This is a genomic window from Akkermansia sp. BCRC 18949, from assembly GCF_045011645.1.
Classification (GTDB): domain Bacteria; phylum Verrucomicrobiota; class Verrucomicrobiia; order Verrucomicrobiales; family Akkermansiaceae; genus Akkermansia; species Akkermansia massiliensis.
This window is the reverse complement of sequence record NZ_CP123619.1, coordinates 1,457,688-1,474,431: the sequence shown is the minus strand read 5'-3', so window position 1 is coordinate 1,474,431 and position 16,744 is coordinate 1,457,688. Positions and strand designations below refer to the sequence as shown.

Here is a 16,744-nt window from a genome sequence, read left to right as displayed (position 1 = left end):
AGATAAATAACTATGACGTTTCTGAATTTGGTATACTTATCTTTGATAAGAATTAAAAAACTAATGACATAGAAGGGTTTCATTATTAATGAAACCTGTTCCATAGAAAAATGCGTATGACGGCTACTCAAAATCGCCAATTATTTTTCTGTTTTAAAACCGCGTCATCAGGTACTTATAGGCTGGTTCATCATAGAACTTCAGGCACAGCCATGCCTGCAGGATGCTTCCGATGATGACGGCCAATGCTCCGGGGAGTAATTCCGAGAAGGAAAGGTCGCCGTTTTTCACCCACGCATAGTACAGGTAGATGAAGGGGTAATGCACCATGTACAGGGGGGTAGGAGATTCTGCCCAGGAACCGGCATATTTTATCCGTATAGGGATCAGTGATTTTTTCGGAAGCGCCGAAGAGGAGGATGAGGGGGAAGAATACCGCAGAGCACGCGGTTTCATAGAGGCTGTTCATCCAGAAGGCGTCTTCTCCCCCCAGACGGGGAACGGCCAGCAGGATGGCGAGGGAGATTCCGCATAGCCAGAAGGGGTCTTGATGTTGATTGTTGACGGGCTTGAACAGGTGGAACAGAAGCACAACCCGGAGAGGAGGCTCAACGCTTCATGCAGGATGCTATTTCTTTGGAACATATGCAGGATTTTTTTGCAGTGGCAGCAATGATTGCTGTGTATTCGGAAAATGGAGGACACGTTAAACCAGGGGATGGCTGGATCAGATTCCTGTTGTCCCGGCTGGAAAAAGGGGCTTCTGTGGAAACCAACATAGAAGCCATCTAACCGTTGAAACTGTCAAAATCCGGGAAGACCGCAGGCTTTTCGCGAGCGAGAATGTTTTCGGAGTTACCATCATGGATATGAAGGCAGCAGAGTCGTCATGCCACTTCATTACAAGTAACAGTAATAAACAAAACCATGAATACTATTAATATTCTCAATGGAATCACTCTGGCATCCCAGGAGGAAGTAACCGGACATACCGGGAATACAACGATGCATCTTACGGAAGAAGAGCGTACGGCCTGGAATTCCGCCGCCGCTATTCCTGACGCATCCGGCACTTACACCGGCAACAACACGCACGCAGGCGTGGAAACATTCAACGGGGCTGTCGTTCTGAACGGCCCCGTAACATCGGACGCACTGGAAACCGGGCGCATGCTCGCGAAGGTGACGGCTTGTTCCTGCATACCTCTGATAAGCGCCTTCAACGCGACGGTTAAGCAGAAGGGGCCTATGGGGTTCAATATCTCCAGGCCTGCCGACGGAAGGCCGGTAAAAGTGGGAGGCACCGGAAACCCGTGGGGATGGTGGAGCAAGGACAAGGTTGTCGTACAAATCAATTTTGTTCCGGATGAACGGGCCGTTTTTGAGGTGAGCTCATGCACGTTTGCGGATTTTACCGCTCCTCCGGAAGATCATTATGCCTATGCCCATACCATACGGCAAACAGGCAATGCCGCCGGCATTTATATCAGTCTTCAAATCGACAGTGCTTTGCGCAAATTCCGGGTGAAATATCATTCCAGGCTTTCGAATTCCGCCGTGGCTCCGGGGGTGCTGAGCGTTTATGAATGGGATATGCCGGAGGAATTTTACAATGTTAAAATGGCACGCCTCATTTATGCCTACCGCCACCAGTATCTGGACGTGTATTACGTGACGCCCTCAGGAGAACTGAAGCTTATCGCCGCTACGCCGGCCTCACAGGGTTACGCTATCACTGAAGCTCAATTGCTGTTTCATGGTAACAGTGAAATTTATTCCGCCATAGCGCACGTGGAAGATAATAAGCTGAGGGACTGGCTCGGCAAGCAGCCGCTTCCCTATTCCCGTTCCAAATGGGTTGAGCGCAATTCGAATGCTCCTTTATCCGGTATTGATCTGCCTTCTGCCGGGGGAAGCTCTTCGTTGACGCTGAATTCCGGCGCCGGTTCTGCATGGACGCTGGTTTCAAAGCCCGACTGGCTGGACGCAGGTGCGGAGCATTGGGAGAACGGCGCTGTCGTGACCGTATCAGCCGGAGCTGCGGAAGAAACGCGGCATGGCTCGCTCATCCTTGCGACGGATGGCAACCATGAGGCGGCCGGAGTTAAAGCCTATGAAAAAGTCGTCATCACGCAAACTGTCCAAGCGTGAGGCAGGCGTAAATAACGGTCATGGCCTGCTCTGGACTGATGGACAGTAACGCTTGAAGCGGCTGTCCGAATCAAACGACAGCAGGAACATTGGTTCGCATTCAGACGGGCGGCTTTTAGCCGTCCGTCTTTTTTTGGAGTACGGAAGATGAAGGCTCAAGGCTGCGGTTATTTTTCCGTTTCAGGAAATGCTTTGCCAGGAAGCTCCGGACCGGTTCATCGTAGAATTTCAGGCACAGCCAGGCCAGCAGGATGCTCCCGATGACGACGGCCAGGGCACCGGGGAGGGATTCAGAGAAGGAGAGGTCTCCGTTTTTCACCCACGCATAATACAGATAGATGAACGGGTAATGCACCATGTACAGGGGGTAGGAGATTCTGCCCAGGAACCGGCATATTTTATCCGTATAGGGATCAGTGATTTTTCCGGAAGCGCCAAAGAGGAGGATAAGGGGGAAGAAGACCGCGAAGCACACGGTTTCATAGAGGCTGTTCATCCAGAAAGCGTCTTCTCCTCCCAGGCGGGGCATGGCCAGCAGGATGGCGAGGGAGATGCCGCATAGCCAGAAGGAACCCTTGATGTTGAAGGGCTTGAACAGGCGGAACAGAAGCAGCCCGGCGGAGAAGGAGTACAGCAGGCGCAGGGAGCCGCCTGTCCATTCCGTGCCGGTCATGGCGAAGCCGGAGCATATGTCTCCATTGGGCCCCCAGAAGCTGAAGGAAGCCAGGCCGCATCCGGCCAGGATCACCAGCGCCGCCAGGGAGCGCGTGGAGAGTTTCCGGATGAACAGCGCATAGAGAAGGTTGCCGATGTATTCAAAGAATAGCGACCAGCTTGGCCCGTTGAGCGGGTACATCTCTCCCAGTCCCCGGATTTCCAGACCGGGAGGCGACGGAATCAGCAGGACATTGACGAAGGTGGCGACCAGCAGGGAGATGACCGTGACCTGGGACACATCCCATACGGAACAGCCCTGGAAATAAAAGATGAGTGCGCCGATGACCGCCCCGATCGCCACCATGGGCTGCAGGCGTATGAGGCGGCGCTTGATGAATTCCCCGGTCGTCATCGTTTTCCAGCGGTTGTCGTAGGCATAGCCGATGACAAAGCCGGACAGCATGAAGAAGAAGTCGACGGCCAGGTAGCCATGGTTGATGATTTGGTCCACATGGCTGGTGGCGTATGCTTCAAAGATATGGAACCACACGACGACAATGGCGGCCACCCCGCGCAATCCGTCAAGAATGTGGTAGTGATGTTTTTCACTTCCGGGTGGGATGGGAGAGTTCTGAGGGTTCGACATAGGAGAAGCTGTTTTTTAATGTTATTTTCGTTTTGCTTTGAGAGAGTTTCCGCCGTATCAGCCCATTCCCCGCTACGGATAGCCCCGTACAGGGGAGAAATCATCCGGAGGCGCAGTTTTCGCGTTACCTAATCAAATACCATTCCACCCTGCAAGTTCTTTCATCCATTGTCCTTTATCATAGGGCTTTATAGGGGGAATAGGGGGAATAGGGGGAATCACCGCCGGGCAGGGAGGGAAGACGGCTTTGGAGGCGGGAGTGGATGGGGAACAGGGAGCGCCTTTTCCTGTATGATGGGGCAGAAGGCTACCCCTTGCGGTAGTTCGCGAGCGTTTCCACGTATATTCCGGAGATGCTGCCTCCCTCCATGGGGGCAATATCCTTGAACGCGGGATTGAGGGGCTGGAGCAGGTATTCCGTTTTTCCGGTTTCCGCATTTTTCCTCCGGATCAGTTTTTTCAGGGTCACTCCGCGTCCGTCGTTGTATTCCACGATGGTTCCCGGCTTGGGGACGGGCGGGGCCGTATGGCGCCGCATGACTACCAGCGCGCCGTCCGGGATGAGGGGTTCCATGGATTTTCCTTCTACGCGGACCACGTATTCGTTTTTGCCCAGGGGCCTTTCCATGTAGATGGTGGACGGGACGGTATCGCTTTCCGAAAGGGAGCCCGCGGCGATGTTGCCGACAATCTGCGTGCTGTACTCGCGCCCGGCATGTCCGGCAAGGGACGGGAGTTGTTCCGCCAAGGGAATGAAGGAGCTTTGCTCCGTCCGGAGCTGGCGCACGTCCGCCGCTTCATCCGCCAGCTCGGTCAGCCACTGGCGCAGGGGCATGCCCTTTTCAGAAGCGGCCCTTTCGTATTTCCGCATGCGTTCCTCCGTGATTTCCAGCACAAGGCGGTTGGTCTGGATAGCCTCATTTTCCGGCTGAGCCGGCCCGTATTGGGACATCAGGGAGTGGATTTTCAAAATGGCGTTGGAGGGGAAGGGGCCGGAGGGGGAAAGCCAGTTGTTGACCGTTCCTTTCTCCGTGCCGCATTCCCTGGCGAGCCAGTCACGGTCCTTTCCGATGGCTTTCAGCCAGTTTTTCACGTCCCCTTTTGTCGGTGTCATGGCTTGATGATACACGATTTTCGTGAATTGTCGATAGAAAGAAGTAAATTAAATCCGTGAAAAATATGTTGACTGATTAACGAATATCGTTAAAAAGAAGTCATGAAGTACATGCCTTTGGACATTTCCATGATGAAGCCGGAGCCGTTCCCGTATTCCGTGATGATGAGGCCCGACCTGCATCCCAAAAGACAGCCCTCCGGGGAAGAAGGATGGCGCGGCCGCCTGGGGGCAGTCTGCGGCGCAGTGCAAACGCTGGTCCGTCAATGCAGGGCAAAGGCGGAACGGCAGAAGATGGTGATGACCGTTCTTTCCGTCGCGGGGGCTTGTGCTTTCGGCCTGTTGGCCGTCGGCGTGTTCTGGCTGGCCGTAGAAATGGACAATTCCGATTTGCAGGCATCCAAGTCTTCCTGTTCCATAAGGCCGTAAGCCGGACCCTGGCCGGAGTTCCTGAGCGGTTTTTTGTGGCGCCGCTCCCGGAAATAAACAGGGACTGCGTTTGATGAAGCCGGGTCCGTTTTCCCCCGGTTGAAATGGCTTGCGAAGGCATGAAAGGTTCCAGTGGGGAACCGGAGTCCGGATGAGCTTCCATTGTTGCGGAGCTTCTCCGTGGCGGTGGGGGGAATGAATAGAAATCGTCTCTTTTTTGAGGAGGAAATGGCAGGGGGTAATTATTTTTTTGTGTCGGAAATATTTGGTAATAAGTTATTTAAAATAAAGATAAAATTATTTTTAAGATTTTTCTTTCATTAGAGCAGGTGTAACCTTTTAGATGATAGGTAGTGTGTTGCTTCCCGTTTCCGGACGGGTGTTCCGGGAGTCCGGGAAGCGGCCTTTAAACCAACCTGTCATCATGTCAAACCATACCCATTCCGCCTTTCTCATGCATGTGCCCACCCGGCTTCTTTTCGGGGCCGGGCAACTGGAGAACCTGCATGCGGAAGCATTGCCGGGCCGCAAGGCCATGATCGTCATTTCCAACGGGAAATCCACCCGGGCCAACGGTTATCTGGACCGCCTCACGGGGCAACTGGACAAGGCCGGAATCGCCTGCGCCGTCTTTGACCGGGTGGAGCCCAATCCCCTGAATTCAACCGTCAATGCCGGAGGCCGGTTCGCCCGGGAACACGGCTGCGATTTTATCATCGCCCTGGGCGGAGGGAGCTGCATGGACGCCGCCAAGTCCATCGCGCTGATCGCAGTGAATGACGGCGATTACTGGGATTACATTCCCTCCGGCACGGGGAAGGGGAAGCCGGTTTCCAACAGGCCCCTGCCGATCGTTGCCATTACCACCACCGCCGGCACCGGATCGGAGGCGGACGCGGGCACTGTCATCACGAACGAGAAAACGCATGAAAAGACGGGGTTTGTCCATCCGGACCTGTTTCCGGCGCTTTCCATCGTGGACCCGGAGCTGATGCTTACCGTTCCTCCGCTGTTTACGGCCTTCCAGGGCTTTGACGCCCTGTTCCACAGCGTGGAGGGCTACGTTTCCAACGGCACGAACCTGATGAGCGACATGTACGCCCTGGAGGCCATTAAGCATATCAGCCGCTACCTGCCCAGGGCGGTGGCCGACGGCTCCGACCTGAAGGCCCGTACCCATGTGGCCTTCGGCAATACCCTGTCCGGCTACGTGATGTGCGTGGGCCGCTGCACCAGCGAGCATTCCCTGGAGCATGCCTTGTCCGCCTACCATCAGGAGCTGCCCCACGGGGCCGGCCTCATCATGATCAGCAAGGCGTATTTTACGCACCTGATTGAACGGCATGTGGCGGATGAACGCTTTGTCCGCATGGCGCAGGCCATGGGAATGCCGGAGGCGGCGGACCCCATGGATTTCATCACCATGCTGGACAGGCTGCAACGGGATTGCGGCGTAAGCGGCCTGCGCATGAGCGATTACGGCATTGCGCCGGAGGAGTTCGGGAAAATGGCTCGCAATGCGCGGGAAACCATGGGGTTCCTGTTCCAGTGCGACCGCGCGGAGCTGTCCGTGGAGGATTGCGTTTCCATTTACCGGAAGTCTTATCTGTAAGCCCGGGAGCCTGTACCATGAGCAAGAAGATTTTAATCATTTCCTCCAGTCCGCGCAAGGGCGGCAATTCCGACCTCCTGTGCGATGAGTTCATGAAGGGGGCGCGGGGCGCAGGGCATGACGTGGAGAAGGTGCGCCTGGCGGAGAAGCGCATCGGCTATTGCCGCGGCTGCGGCGTGTGCCATGACACCCACGCCTGCCTCCAGAAGGACGATATGGAAGAGTTGCTGGACAAGCTGCTGGAAGCGGATGTCATCGTGCTGGCCACTCCCGTGTATTTTTATACGCTGTGCGGCCAGATGAAGACGTTTATCGACCGCACGGTCCCCCGTTATCTGGACATCCGTGACAAGGAGTTTTACTTCATTCTGGCCGCGGCGGAGGATAACCGGGCCAATATGGAGCGCACCGTGGAGTGCTTCCGCGGTTTTCTGGACTGCCTGGAAGGGGCGGTGGAGAAAGGCGTGGTTTACGGCACCGGGGCCTGGAAGATGGGCGGCATCAAGGGCAATCCGGCCATGAAGCAGGCCAGAATCATGGGGATAGGGGTTTGAGCCTTTTTCCCCACTAAAGAAGATCAGCCGTAAAACCGCCCATGGAATAATATCAACCGGATTTCATATAGAATGTTTTTTGCGCCCAGCGAGGATAGGTGAGACAGCTTCCCGCGGCGTCCGATTTCCCGGGTGGGGATGAGGGCGCCGCGGGAAGAAAAGCTCCGGCAATGTTTCCGGCTTCTCTCCTGCCTGTGGTGCGCCTTCTGTTGCCGGAGAAGGCCGGCAGCCGTTTTTTCCTTCTTCGCGGGGATTCCCGGTCCCGTTCAATCCTGCCGGGCAGCCATTCCTATTAAAATATAGACGATGAAAAAATTATTATCATATTTGTACGCGGCAGGGGCTTTCCTTGCCCCCTGTTGCGCCGCGGAGCCGGAGACTCCCCAGCCATCCCCGAACACCATGAATATTACGATTAAAGCAGGAGAAAAGGAAATTGCCGCCACTCTTCAGGACAATGCCGCCGCCAGGGATTTCGTGGCCCGGCTTCCCCTGATGCTGACGCTGGAGGATTACGGCGATACCGAGAAGATCAGCCCTCTGCCCGGCAAGTTGTCTACCGCCGGGTCTCCGGCCATGGGGAAACCCTTCCGGGGGGCCATCGCCTATTACGCCCCGTGGGGCAATTTGTGCATTTTCAGGAAGGCCTTCGAGCCGTCCCGCGGCCTGGTGATTCTGGGGAGCGTGGACGGGGAAGGGATGAAGGCGTTGGATGTTTCCGGAAAGATCCGCGTGACCATTGACGTGAAACGCTGACCTTCCGGTTTGTCCGGCAGGTTTTTATCCCGGTTTTCCGGGATGGGGCAGCGTTCCTTTTTTAAGGAATCGGGAGAAGGCTGTTTTTCCCGGGCGGGGGCCTGTTGCCTCATTTTTTTGGAGAAAAGATATTAAAGATACATGAGATTTTTTTAATGATATGAAAATAAAATATTTATTGAATGCGTGCGCTGCGGTGCCCGGTGATGGGAAAGGAGGGGCGGATGCCTCCCGTTGACAGGATGGGCCCCGTCAGCACGCGGGAGCGTTCCGTGGTTCTGGACGCCTTGAGGGGACTGGCGCTTTTCGGCATCTGCCTGGCGAATTTTCCGGAGTTTTCCCTGTACACGTTCCAGAGTCCGGAGGTTGTTTCCGCCATGCCCACCGCCGGAATCGACCGGGTGGTCCGCTTCCTCCAGTACGTGTTTATTGACGGCAAGTTTTACAGCCTGTTTTCCCTGTTGTTCGGCATCGGCTTTTCCATCATGATGTCGCATTCCATGGAGAAGGGGCGCGACGGCATCGCCGTTTTTTACCGCAGGATGGGCCTTCTGGCCCTGATCGGGCTGCTGCACCTGATGCTCCTGTGGAGCGGGGACATCCTGCTTCTGTATGCGCTGGCCGGCCTGCTGCTGCCGCTGTTCCGGAATGTGCCGGACAGAAAGCTGCTGGCGATTGCCGCCGCGCTTGTTTTCTGCCCCGTTCTCATGGATGCCCTGAAGGTTTTTTCAGGCTACCGGTTTGACCTCGCCGCCCCGGTGGGGGGCGCAGTACGGTATTTCAACGGCCTCAGCGGGATTACGGACGCGAATTTCGGCAGATGGCTGGTGGACGGGGAACATTATTCCGACGTTCTGAAGTTCACCCTGTCCGGGGCGTTCATCCGCGTCCAGGAGCTGCTGGAGAGCAACCGCGTCTTCAAGGTGCTGGGCTTGTTCCTGCTGGGGCTGTATGTGGGAAGGAACGGAATTTATGCGAATCTGGAGAGGCGGCGGACGCTGTTGAAGAGGGTATGCCGCTGCGGTTTTCTGGCGGGGCTGCCCCTTTCCTTCCTGTACGCCGCCCATGCGCTTCACCTGCTGGGCGGCGGGCCCGTGGCCGGGGCCTTCCTGTATGCCGTCAGCGTTATTCCCCTCAGCCTGGCGTATGTGTCCGTTTTCTGCCTGTGGTTCCTTCGCCGGAAGGACGCTCCCTTGTTCCGGGCGCTGGCGGCTCCCGGGCGGATGGCGCTGACCAATTACATCGGGCAGTCCGTGCTGGGCATCGTCCTGTTTTACGGAATAGGCTTCCGCCTGGGGGCCCGGCTGGGGCTGGCGCAGGTGGAACTGGTAGCTGCCTCCGTCTTCCTGTTCCAGGCGCTGTTCAGTCGCGTCTGGCTGAAGTTCTGCCTGTTCGGCCCCCTGGAATGGGGCTGGCGCATGCTGACGTACGGGAAAAGGCTCCGGTTGTTCCGGAAGACTCCGTCTTTCCCCGGAAGGAAGGCGGCTCCTTTTAACAAGTAAAGAGTTCATGGAGGTTTTCCAATGGCTGTTTATCCAATCACGGAGCCGCCGGGCCGGCTGGGAGTCATCACCGCGTATCTGATGATTTACGTGGTGTGGGGGTCCACCTATTATTTTATCGGGACAGCGTTGCAGGGGTTCCCTCCGTTTCTGCTGGGCGGAATGCGCTTCTGCACGGCGGGGCTCCTTCTGCTGCTGGCCGGGCGGGCAAGGGGGGAGGATATTTTCCGGGGTCCCCTGGTCCGGAAGTCCGCCGTCAGCGGCATTATCCTCCTTTTCGTGGATATGGCCGTCGTCATGCTGGCCCAGCAGTATTTGAGCAGCAGCCTGGTGGCGATCATCGCATCGTCCACGGCCATCTGGATTATCGCGCTGGATGTTCCCATGTGGCGCAGGAATTTCCGGAGCATTTCCGTTTTGGCGGGGATAGCGGCCGGATTCCTGGGAGTGGGCCTTTTGTTCGCGGAGCAGCTTGGACGGGAGGAAGGGGGGGGCCAGGGCGCGCACGGTATCCTGCTGCTGGTTTTCGGCTGCGTTTCCTGGGCTTTGGGGACGCTGTACGCCAAGTACCGTTCCTGCGCGGAGGAGGCGGTCAACAATGTGGGCGGGGCGGCGTGGCAGATGCTCGCGGCGGGGGTGATGTTCTGGTGCTGGACCCTCGTCCGGAAGGAGCCGGAGAACATGGATTGGGAGGAAGTTCCTGCTTCCGCGTGGCTGTCACTCCTTTATCTGGTGCTGTTCGGCTCCGTCCTGGCGTACACCAGCTATATCTGGCTGCTGAAGGTTCGTCCGGCGGCGGAAGTAGGCACGCACGCCTATGTGAACCCCCTGGTGGCCGTCGTCCTGGGGTGTGCGGCGGGAGGGGAAGGGATGACGTGGGCGCGGATGGCCGGGCTGTTCGTCATCCTGGGGAGCATCGCGCTGGTGAGGAGAACGCCTCCGGAAGATTCCGCCGGGAAAGGGCGCGCGCTTTCCCCTGCGGCCGCCATGGCGTACAGAAAGGGAATATCGTGCCGGGAATCTGAAAAATGAAGTTTTTTTCATGATTTCACGGTTCATGAAATGATTTTTATGACAGTTAATATTTATTAATTATGAATACATTACAAATGATGAACGAGAAAATGCTAAAAATCCTTTGCATTACAGTTACTATAAGGAATAGCCTGAAGGAAGAAAGAAGAAGGCCGGGAATGCGGAGAATGCCGCTCCCCGTCTTTTTCCCGGTCTTCCTTTTCCGGATGCCGATTGCCGCCGCTTAAACGCATATGATGAATTCCAAAAGAACATTTTACCAACCCATCACCATGACCAAGAAAATGATTAAGAATACTTCCTACGAGGGGGAGCGCCCCTTGTTTGCCTCCCATCATCTGAGGCTGGAAGACGTCACGATTTATCCGGGAGAGTCCGCCCTGAAGGAATGCTCCGACATTGAAGCCGTACGGTGCGAGTTCCGGGGAAAGTACCCTTTCTGGCACAACGACGGCTTGCTGATTGAGAATTGCCTGTTCAGGGAAGGCGCCCGAGCCGCCATCTGGTATTCCCGGAACCTGCGCATGAAGGATACGCGGGTGGAAGCCCCCAAGATGTTCCGGGACATGGACGGGATGGTTCTGGAGAACGTGGTCCTGACGGACGCCCTGGAATGCTGCTGGCACTGCCGGAATGCGGAGCTGCGCAACGTGCAGGCGGACAAGGGCGATTACCTGTTCATGCACGGGGAGAATATGGACATTGACGGTTTCCGCCTGAACGGGAACTACTCCTTCCAGTATTGCAGGAATGTGGTGATCCGGAATGCGGAGATTCATTCCAAGGACGCCTTCTGGAATACGGAGGACGTGACGGTGTACGATTCCGTGGTGGACGGGGAATACCTGGGCTGGCATTCCAAAAACCTCCGCCTGGTGAATTGCCGTATTTCCGGCACGCAGGCGTTGTGCTACGCGGAGAACCTGGTGCTGGAAAACTGCACGTTCGGGGAGGATGCGGACCTTTGTTTTGAATATTCCTCCGTGCAGGCGGAAATCAAGGGGCGCGTGCACAGCGTCAAGAACCCGCGCAGCGGACGCATCGTGGCGGAAGAGTACGGGGAGGTTATTCTGGACGAGCACTGCAAGGCTCCGGCCAACTGCTCCATTGAAACGGGAAAAACGCAGTCGGGAGAAGCAGCATGAAGTACGATTTTGACACCGTTGTGCCGCGCCGGGGAACGAATTCCTACAAGTGGGATTCCATGCCCCGGGCGGACATTCTGCCCATGTGGGTGGCGGACATGGATTTCCGCACGGCTCCGGCGGTGACGGAGGCCATCCGGAAGAGGGCGGAACACGGCATTTTCGGCTACACGCGGGTTCCGGATTCCTATTATGAGGCGGTCACGAACTGGTTTGAACGCCGCCACGGCTGGAAGATCAGTCCGGAGTGGATTATTTACACCACGGGGGTGGTGCCCGCGCTGTCCGCCATCATCCGGGCCCTGACGGCTCCGGGGGACAAGGTGCTGGTGCAGACGCCCGTGTACAATTGCTTTTTTTCCTCCATCCGCAATAACGGGTGCGTGGCGGAAACCAGCCCGCTGAAGTACGAGAACGGGAAGTACGCGCTTGACGCGGAGGACCTGGAGCGGAAGGCGGCGGATCCCGCCGTCAAGCTCCTGCTCCTGTGCAATCCCCACAATCCCGCCGGGCGCGTCTGGACGAGGCCGGAGCTGGAGAAGATCGCGGATATCTGCCGGAGAAACGGCGTGCTGGTGGTGGCTGACGAGATTCATTGCGAACTGACGTATCCCGGCCATCCCTACACGCCGTTCGCCTCCCTTTCGGAGGAGGCCCTGCGCCATTCCGTCACCTGCATTTCCCCCAGCAAGGCCTTTAATCTGGCGGGCATTCAGATCGCCAATATCGTCGCGGCGGATGAGGAGATCCGGAGGAAGATTGACAAGGCTATCAACATCAACGAGGTGTGCGATGTCAATTCCTTCGCCGTGGATGCTCTGGAAGCGGCCTACAACGGCGGAGAGGACTGGCTGGAGGAGCTGAAGCTTTACCTTTACGGGAATTACGAGACGGTCCGGGACATGCTGGGCGAACGCCTGCCGCAGCTCCGCGTGCTGCCGCTGGAGGGAACGTACCTGGTCTGGATAGATTGCTCCGCGCTGGGGCTTTCCTCCGCGGAAATTGTCCGTTTGCTGGAGGAAGAAGGCCGGGTGATGGTGAACGGCGGCGAAATGTACGGGGAATCGGAGGGCTGTTTCATCCGCCTGAACATCGCCTGTCCCCGGAAACTGCTGCTTGAGGGGGTGGAAAGAATCTGCCGTACGCTGGGCGGCCGCGTTTCCGGAACATGAACGCGTCCGGCGACATGAAAGGTCTCAATGGAGAGAGCGCGAAGAACGATCATCAAGAACAAACAATCAAGTTGCCATGAGAAATAATATGACGAGAAGAGCGTGGCTCCAGTCTTCCACCGCGGCCCTGGCGTGCCTGGCGTTGCCGGAATATGCGCTGGGCGCGGCCGCGGAGAAGAACGGGGTTTCCAGGGTATGGATGACGAAGGAGATTTCTCCGGAGGCTCTTGTAAGGATTTACCAGGCTATGGGGCGAACGGCTTCCGGAAGGGTGGCCGTCAAGATCAGCACCGGGGAACCGGGCGGCCATAATTTCCTGAGTCCGGAGCTGATCAAGGATCTGGTGCATCACGTGAAAGGCACCATTGTGGAGTGCAATACGGCTTACGGCGGCAAGCGCTCCCGGACGGAGGACCACCTTAAGGCGGCGAAGGACCACGGCTTTTCTGATATTGCCCGGGTGGACATCATGGACGCGGAGGGTGAATTCACCATTCCGGTGAAGGACAGGAAGCACCTGGAATACGACATCGTGGGGAGCCATCTGAAGAACTACGATTTCATGATCAACCTGGCCCACTTCAAGGGGCACGCCATGGGCGGCTTCGGCGGCGTGATCAAGAACCAGTCCATCGGCGTGGCTTCCGCAAGCGGCAAGGCGTACATCCATTCCGCCGGAAAAACGCGGGACGTTGCCGCCGTGTGGAACAATCTGGCCGCGCAGGACGATTTTCTGGAGTCCATGGCTGCCTCCGCTCAGGCGGTGGCCGATTACTTCGGGGACAGGATTCTGTATATCAACGTGATGAACAAGCTGTCCATTGACTGCGATTGCGATGCCCACCCCCATGACCCGAAGATGAAGGACATCGGCATTCTGGCTTCCCTTGACCCGGTGGCGCTGGACCAGGCCTGCCTGGACCTCGTTTACGCCGTCAAGCCTTCCGCCGGAGACAACAGCAAACCCCTGATCGAGCGCATTGAAAGCCGTCATGGGCGGCACACGGTGGATTACGCCGAACAGATAGGCCTGGGCACCAGGAAGTATGAGCTGAAGAAGCTGGAATCTTAGCAGGCTTGTTAAATCCGATGACGTTAAAGAATGGATACTGATGATGGAGCGGTGCATTCCGTAATGAAGGCAAAGGGATTGATGCAGTCGGTGGACTGGGAGGGGAACCTCCGTCATTTCTACTGCGACTTGGCGGGAGGGGGCCATGGGAATACACATCGTTTATTCCATAAAGAGGGGGCCTAAAATCAATCTGATGAGAACGTCGCGCAGACACTGCCGTAGAAAGCCAAATAATCAGTTATCGTTTTAAAGAGAATGAAAAGATATCTTTTTATCAGCTTATTGATTTTGATCACATCGTTCCAGCTATCAGCCCAAACGAAGCCGGCCGTTTCAGCAGAGAATATGTTAATCCGTATTTCCGAAATCGAAGTATATCCCCAGTATTTGAAAGAATATCTGGAATATGCCTCTGTGGTAGGAGCTACATCGGTCAAAGAGGAATCGGGAGTTATTTGCATTTTCCCGATGCAGATGAAGCGGGATTCCACACAAATCCGCATCCTCGAAATCTACGCTTCTCCCGAAGCCTACCGGCATCATATTCAGACCGCTCACTTCCGGAAGTACAAGACGGCTACGCTGCACATGGTGAAGAGCCTCGACTTAGTGGACATGCATGCCCTTGATCCGGCAGGCATGCCTGAGATATTTCTGAAAATAAAAACAAACAAATAGAGAAGAATATGAAAACAATATAGGCAGCGTACCGGAGCTTTATTCTCCTCCTACGGTGGCAACGCTATGATGATAGTCCACTAAAGGATGTTCTTTCAGGAAGTCGACTGCCATCGGACAACTTTTCCGTTTGATGGATGGAGCGAATGTCGAAATGGACGATGCCCCTTGCGCGGACCTTCCTTGAAGGAGGTGAGGTATAAGGATTTATCTTGATTTTATTAAAAAATACAACCAGAAATAATTATGGAAGAAATTACATTAAATAACGGAGTGGTCATGCCCATCCTGGGCTTCGGAGTTTTTCAGATACCTGATGCCGCAGAGTGCGAGCGCTGCGTGCTGGACGCGATCGGCGCCGGCTACCGTTCCATTGATACGGCCCAGATTTACGGCAATGAGGAGGCCGTAGGCCGCGCGGCGGAGAAGAGCGGGGTGCCGCGCGAGGAATTGTTCCTCACCACGAAGGTGTGGATTACCAACGGCGGGTATGAAAAGGCGAAGGCTTCCATTGACGAGTCCCTGCGCAAGCTGCGCACGGATTACGTGGACCTGCTGCTCATCCACCAGCCCTTCAACGATTATTACGGCACTTACCGGGCCATGGAAGAGGCTAACCGGGCCGGAAAGGTTCGCGCCATCGGCGTGAGCAATTTTTATCCGGACCGTTTTGTGGACCTGGCGGAGTTCTGCGAGATCAAGCCCGCCGTCAACCAGGTGGAAACGCACGTGTTCAACCAGCAGGTGAAGGCCCGGGAGCTGATGGCGAAGTACGGTACCAGGATGGAATCCTGGGGGCCCTTCGCGGAAGGCCGCAATGGATTTTTCACGAATCCGGTGCTGAAGGACATCGGAGAGAAGTACGGCAAGACTCCGGCGCAGACGGCCCTGCGCTTCCTGATCCAGCGCGGCGTCATCGTCATTCCGAAGACGACCCACCGGGAAAGGATGGAGGAGAATTTCAACGTCTTTGACTTTGAACTTTCCCAGGAGGACATGGGGGCCATCGCCAGGCTGGACCGCGGAGAGAGCCTTTTCCTGTGCCATCAGGACCCGGAGTCAGTCCTGTACCTGATCAATTACGGGAAGCAGTAATTCACCTTAAGTATTGGAAAGATGACAGGGCATTCATTTAAAAGGTTTTGCGCGGCTTTCTCCGCCTGCATTTGCTGTGCAGGGAGCTTATCCGCTGAAAACAATAACGCCAACACGGACAGGATCATGAACGAACAACTGAATTTAACGCAGGAATGGGACAAGGTGTTTCCGAAGAGCGACAAGGTAGACCACCGCAAGGTAAGCTTCCGCAACCGCTACGGCATTACGCTGGCCGCGGATTTGTATATCCCCCGGAAGGCCGGCGGAAAGTTGCCGGCTATCGCCGTTTCCGGCCCCTTCGGAGCCGTGAAGGAACAATCTTCCGGGCTCTATGCCCAGACGATGGCCGAGCGCGGTTTTCTAACGATCGCGTTTGATCCCTCGTATACGGGAGAGAGCGGCGGGGAACCCCGTTATGTCGCTTCCCCGGACATCAATACGGAGGATTTCTCCGCAGCCGTCGACTACCTCTCCACACGCGACGACGTGGACCCCGAACGCATCGGAATCATCGGCATTTGCGGGTGGGGCGGCATGGCGGTGAACGCGGCGGCTATCGACACCCGCATCAAGGCGACGGTAGCGTCCACGATGTACGATATGAGCCGCGTGAACGCGAACGGCTATTTCGACGCGATGGACGCCGACGCCCGTTATGAGCTTCGCAAGCAACTGAATGCCCAGCGCACCGCCGATGCAAAAAACGGTTCTTATGCGCTCGCGGGGGGCGTGCCCGATCCCCTGCCTGACGATGCCCCAGGATTCGTGAAGGATTACTACAATTACTATAAGACGCCCCGCGGCTACCACAAGCGTTCGCTCAACTCGAACGGCGGATGGAATACCACCTCCGCGCTCTCGTTCATCAATATGCCCCTCCTGGCGTACAGCGGTGAAATCCGCAGCGCCGTGCTCATGATTCACGGAGAAAAAGCCCATTCACGCTATTTCAGCGAGGATGCCTTCAAGAAGTTGAAAGGGGATAACAAGGAGCTGATGATCATTCCCGGCGCGAGCCATGTGGATCTCTATGACAATCAAGCCGGGGTTATTCCTTTCGGCAAAATCGAGCAGTTCTTTCAGGAGCATCTGAAATAAGGCGGTTCTGCGGCTGACTTTG

General features: G+C 56.1%; 17 protein-coding genes. 14 read left to right on the top strand and 3 right to left on the bottom strand.

From position 1 onward, the window contains the following. Positions 1–153: 153 nt before the first annotated feature. Complete coding sequence (locus tag P8A25_RS06125; protein ID WP_215442664.1) at positions 154–330, bottom strand: hypothetical protein; 177 nt, start codon at positions 328–330, stop codon at positions 154–156. Positions 331–618: 288 nt separating this feature from the next. Between P8A25_RS06125 and P8A25_RS06120 the strand changes: the two genes are divergently transcribed. Both P8A25_RS06120 and P8A25_RS06115 read left to right on the top strand, forming a co-directional pair. Further along, the gene (locus P8A25_RS06120; protein ID WP_215442665.1) at positions 619–792 is read left to right on the top strand and encodes a hypothetical protein; all 174 of its coding nucleotides are present in this window, start codon (positions 619–621) and stop codon (positions 790–792) included. Between the two features lie 309 nt (positions 793–1,101). Beyond that, a complete protein-coding gene (locus P8A25_RS06115; RefSeq protein WP_215442666.1) occupies positions 1,102–2,151 on the top strand; it encodes a hypothetical protein in 1,050 nt (349 codons plus the stop codon). 115 nt (positions 2,152–2,266) lie between these two features. On the opposite strand, the gene P8A25_RS06110 is transcribed toward P8A25_RS06115, so the two are convergent. Further along, complete coding sequence (locus P8A25_RS06110; RefSeq protein WP_022397148.1) at positions 2,267–3,454, bottom strand: acyltransferase; 1,188 nt, start codon at positions 3,452–3,454, stop codon at positions 2,267–2,269. A gap of 307 nt (positions 3,455–3,761) precedes the next feature. Beyond that, a complete protein-coding gene (locus P8A25_RS06105; protein ID WP_022397146.1) occupies positions 3,762–4,568 on the bottom strand; it encodes a LexA family transcriptional regulator in 807 nt (268 codons plus the stop codon). 102 nt (positions 4,569–4,670) lie between these two features. Here P8A25_RS06105 and P8A25_RS06100 point away from each other — a divergent pair, with 102 nt between their 5' ends. The 12 genes from P8A25_RS06100 to P8A25_RS06045 all read left to right on the top strand — a co-directional run bounded on the left by P8A25_RS06100 (position 4,671) and on the right by P8A25_RS06045 (position 16,722). Then, positions 4,671–4,997 carry a hypothetical protein gene (locus tag P8A25_RS06100; protein ID WP_215442667.1) on the top strand — a complete coding sequence of 109 codons (327 nt, stop codon included), beginning with the start codon at positions 4,671–4,673 and terminating at the stop codon, positions 4,995–4,997. Between the two features lie 424 nt (positions 4,998–5,421). Beyond that, the gene (locus P8A25_RS06095; protein WP_251827980.1) at positions 5,422–6,609 is read left to right on the top strand and encodes an iron-containing alcohol dehydrogenase; all 1,188 of its coding nucleotides are present in this window, start codon (positions 5,422–5,424) and stop codon (positions 6,607–6,609) included. A gap of 17 nt (positions 6,610–6,626) precedes the next feature. Continuing rightward, positions 6,627–7,163, top strand: a complete 537-nt coding sequence (locus tag P8A25_RS06090; RefSeq protein WP_022397143.1) for a flavodoxin family protein — start codon at positions 6,627–6,629, stop codon at positions 7,161–7,163. A gap of 402 nt (positions 7,164–7,565) precedes the next feature. Further along, positions 7,566–7,919, top strand: coding sequence for a cyclophilin-like fold protein (locus P8A25_RS06085; RefSeq protein WP_215442668.1), 354 nt, complete (start codon positions 7,566–7,568; stop codon positions 7,917–7,919). Between the two features lie 182 nt (positions 7,920–8,101). Continuing rightward, on the top strand, positions 8,102–9,421 hold the full coding sequence (locus P8A25_RS06080; protein ID WP_215442669.1) for a DUF418 domain-containing protein: 1,320 nt from the start codon (positions 8,102–8,104) through the stop codon (positions 9,419–9,421). A 21-nt stretch (positions 9,422–9,442) separates the two neighbouring features. Continuing rightward, complete coding sequence (locus P8A25_RS06075; RefSeq protein WP_215442670.1) at positions 9,443–10,453, top strand: EamA family transporter; 1,011 nt, start codon at positions 9,443–9,445, stop codon at positions 10,451–10,453. Positions 10,454–10,728: 275 nt separating this feature from the next. After that, positions 10,729–11,601, top strand: coding sequence for a DUF3737 family protein (locus P8A25_RS06070; protein ID WP_102722084.1), 873 nt, complete (start codon positions 10,729–10,731; stop codon positions 11,599–11,601). Continuing rightward, positions 11,598–12,773 (top strand): MalY/PatB family protein, encoded by a 1,176-nt coding sequence (locus P8A25_RS06065; RefSeq protein ID WP_215442671.1) that lies wholly within the window; start codon positions 11,598–11,600, stop codon positions 12,771–12,773. Before P8A25_RS06070 ends, P8A25_RS06065 begins: the two co-directional genes overlap by 4 nt. 76 nt (positions 12,774–12,849) lie before the next feature. Then, positions 12,850–13,845: a DUF362 domain-containing protein gene (locus P8A25_RS06060; RefSeq protein WP_215442672.1), complete on the top strand. Its 996-nt coding sequence runs from the start codon at positions 12,850–12,852 to the stop codon at positions 13,843–13,845. Between the two features lie 258 nt (positions 13,846–14,103). After that, positions 14,104–14,526 carry a putative quinol monooxygenase gene (locus tag P8A25_RS06055; RefSeq protein WP_215442673.1) on the top strand — a complete coding sequence of 141 codons (423 nt, stop codon included), beginning with the start codon at positions 14,104–14,106 and terminating at the stop codon, positions 14,524–14,526. A gap of 246 nt (positions 14,527–14,772) precedes the next feature. After that, entirely contained in the window at positions 14,773–15,621 is an 849-nt protein-coding gene (locus tag P8A25_RS06050) for an aldo/keto reductase (RefSeq protein WP_215442674.1), read from the top strand. Between the two features lie 21 nt (positions 15,622–15,642). Then, entirely contained in the window at positions 15,643–16,722 is a 1,080-nt protein-coding gene (locus tag P8A25_RS06045) for an alpha/beta hydrolase (protein ID WP_102721969.1), read from the top strand. The last annotated feature ends 22 nt before the right edge of the window (positions 16,723–16,744 follow it).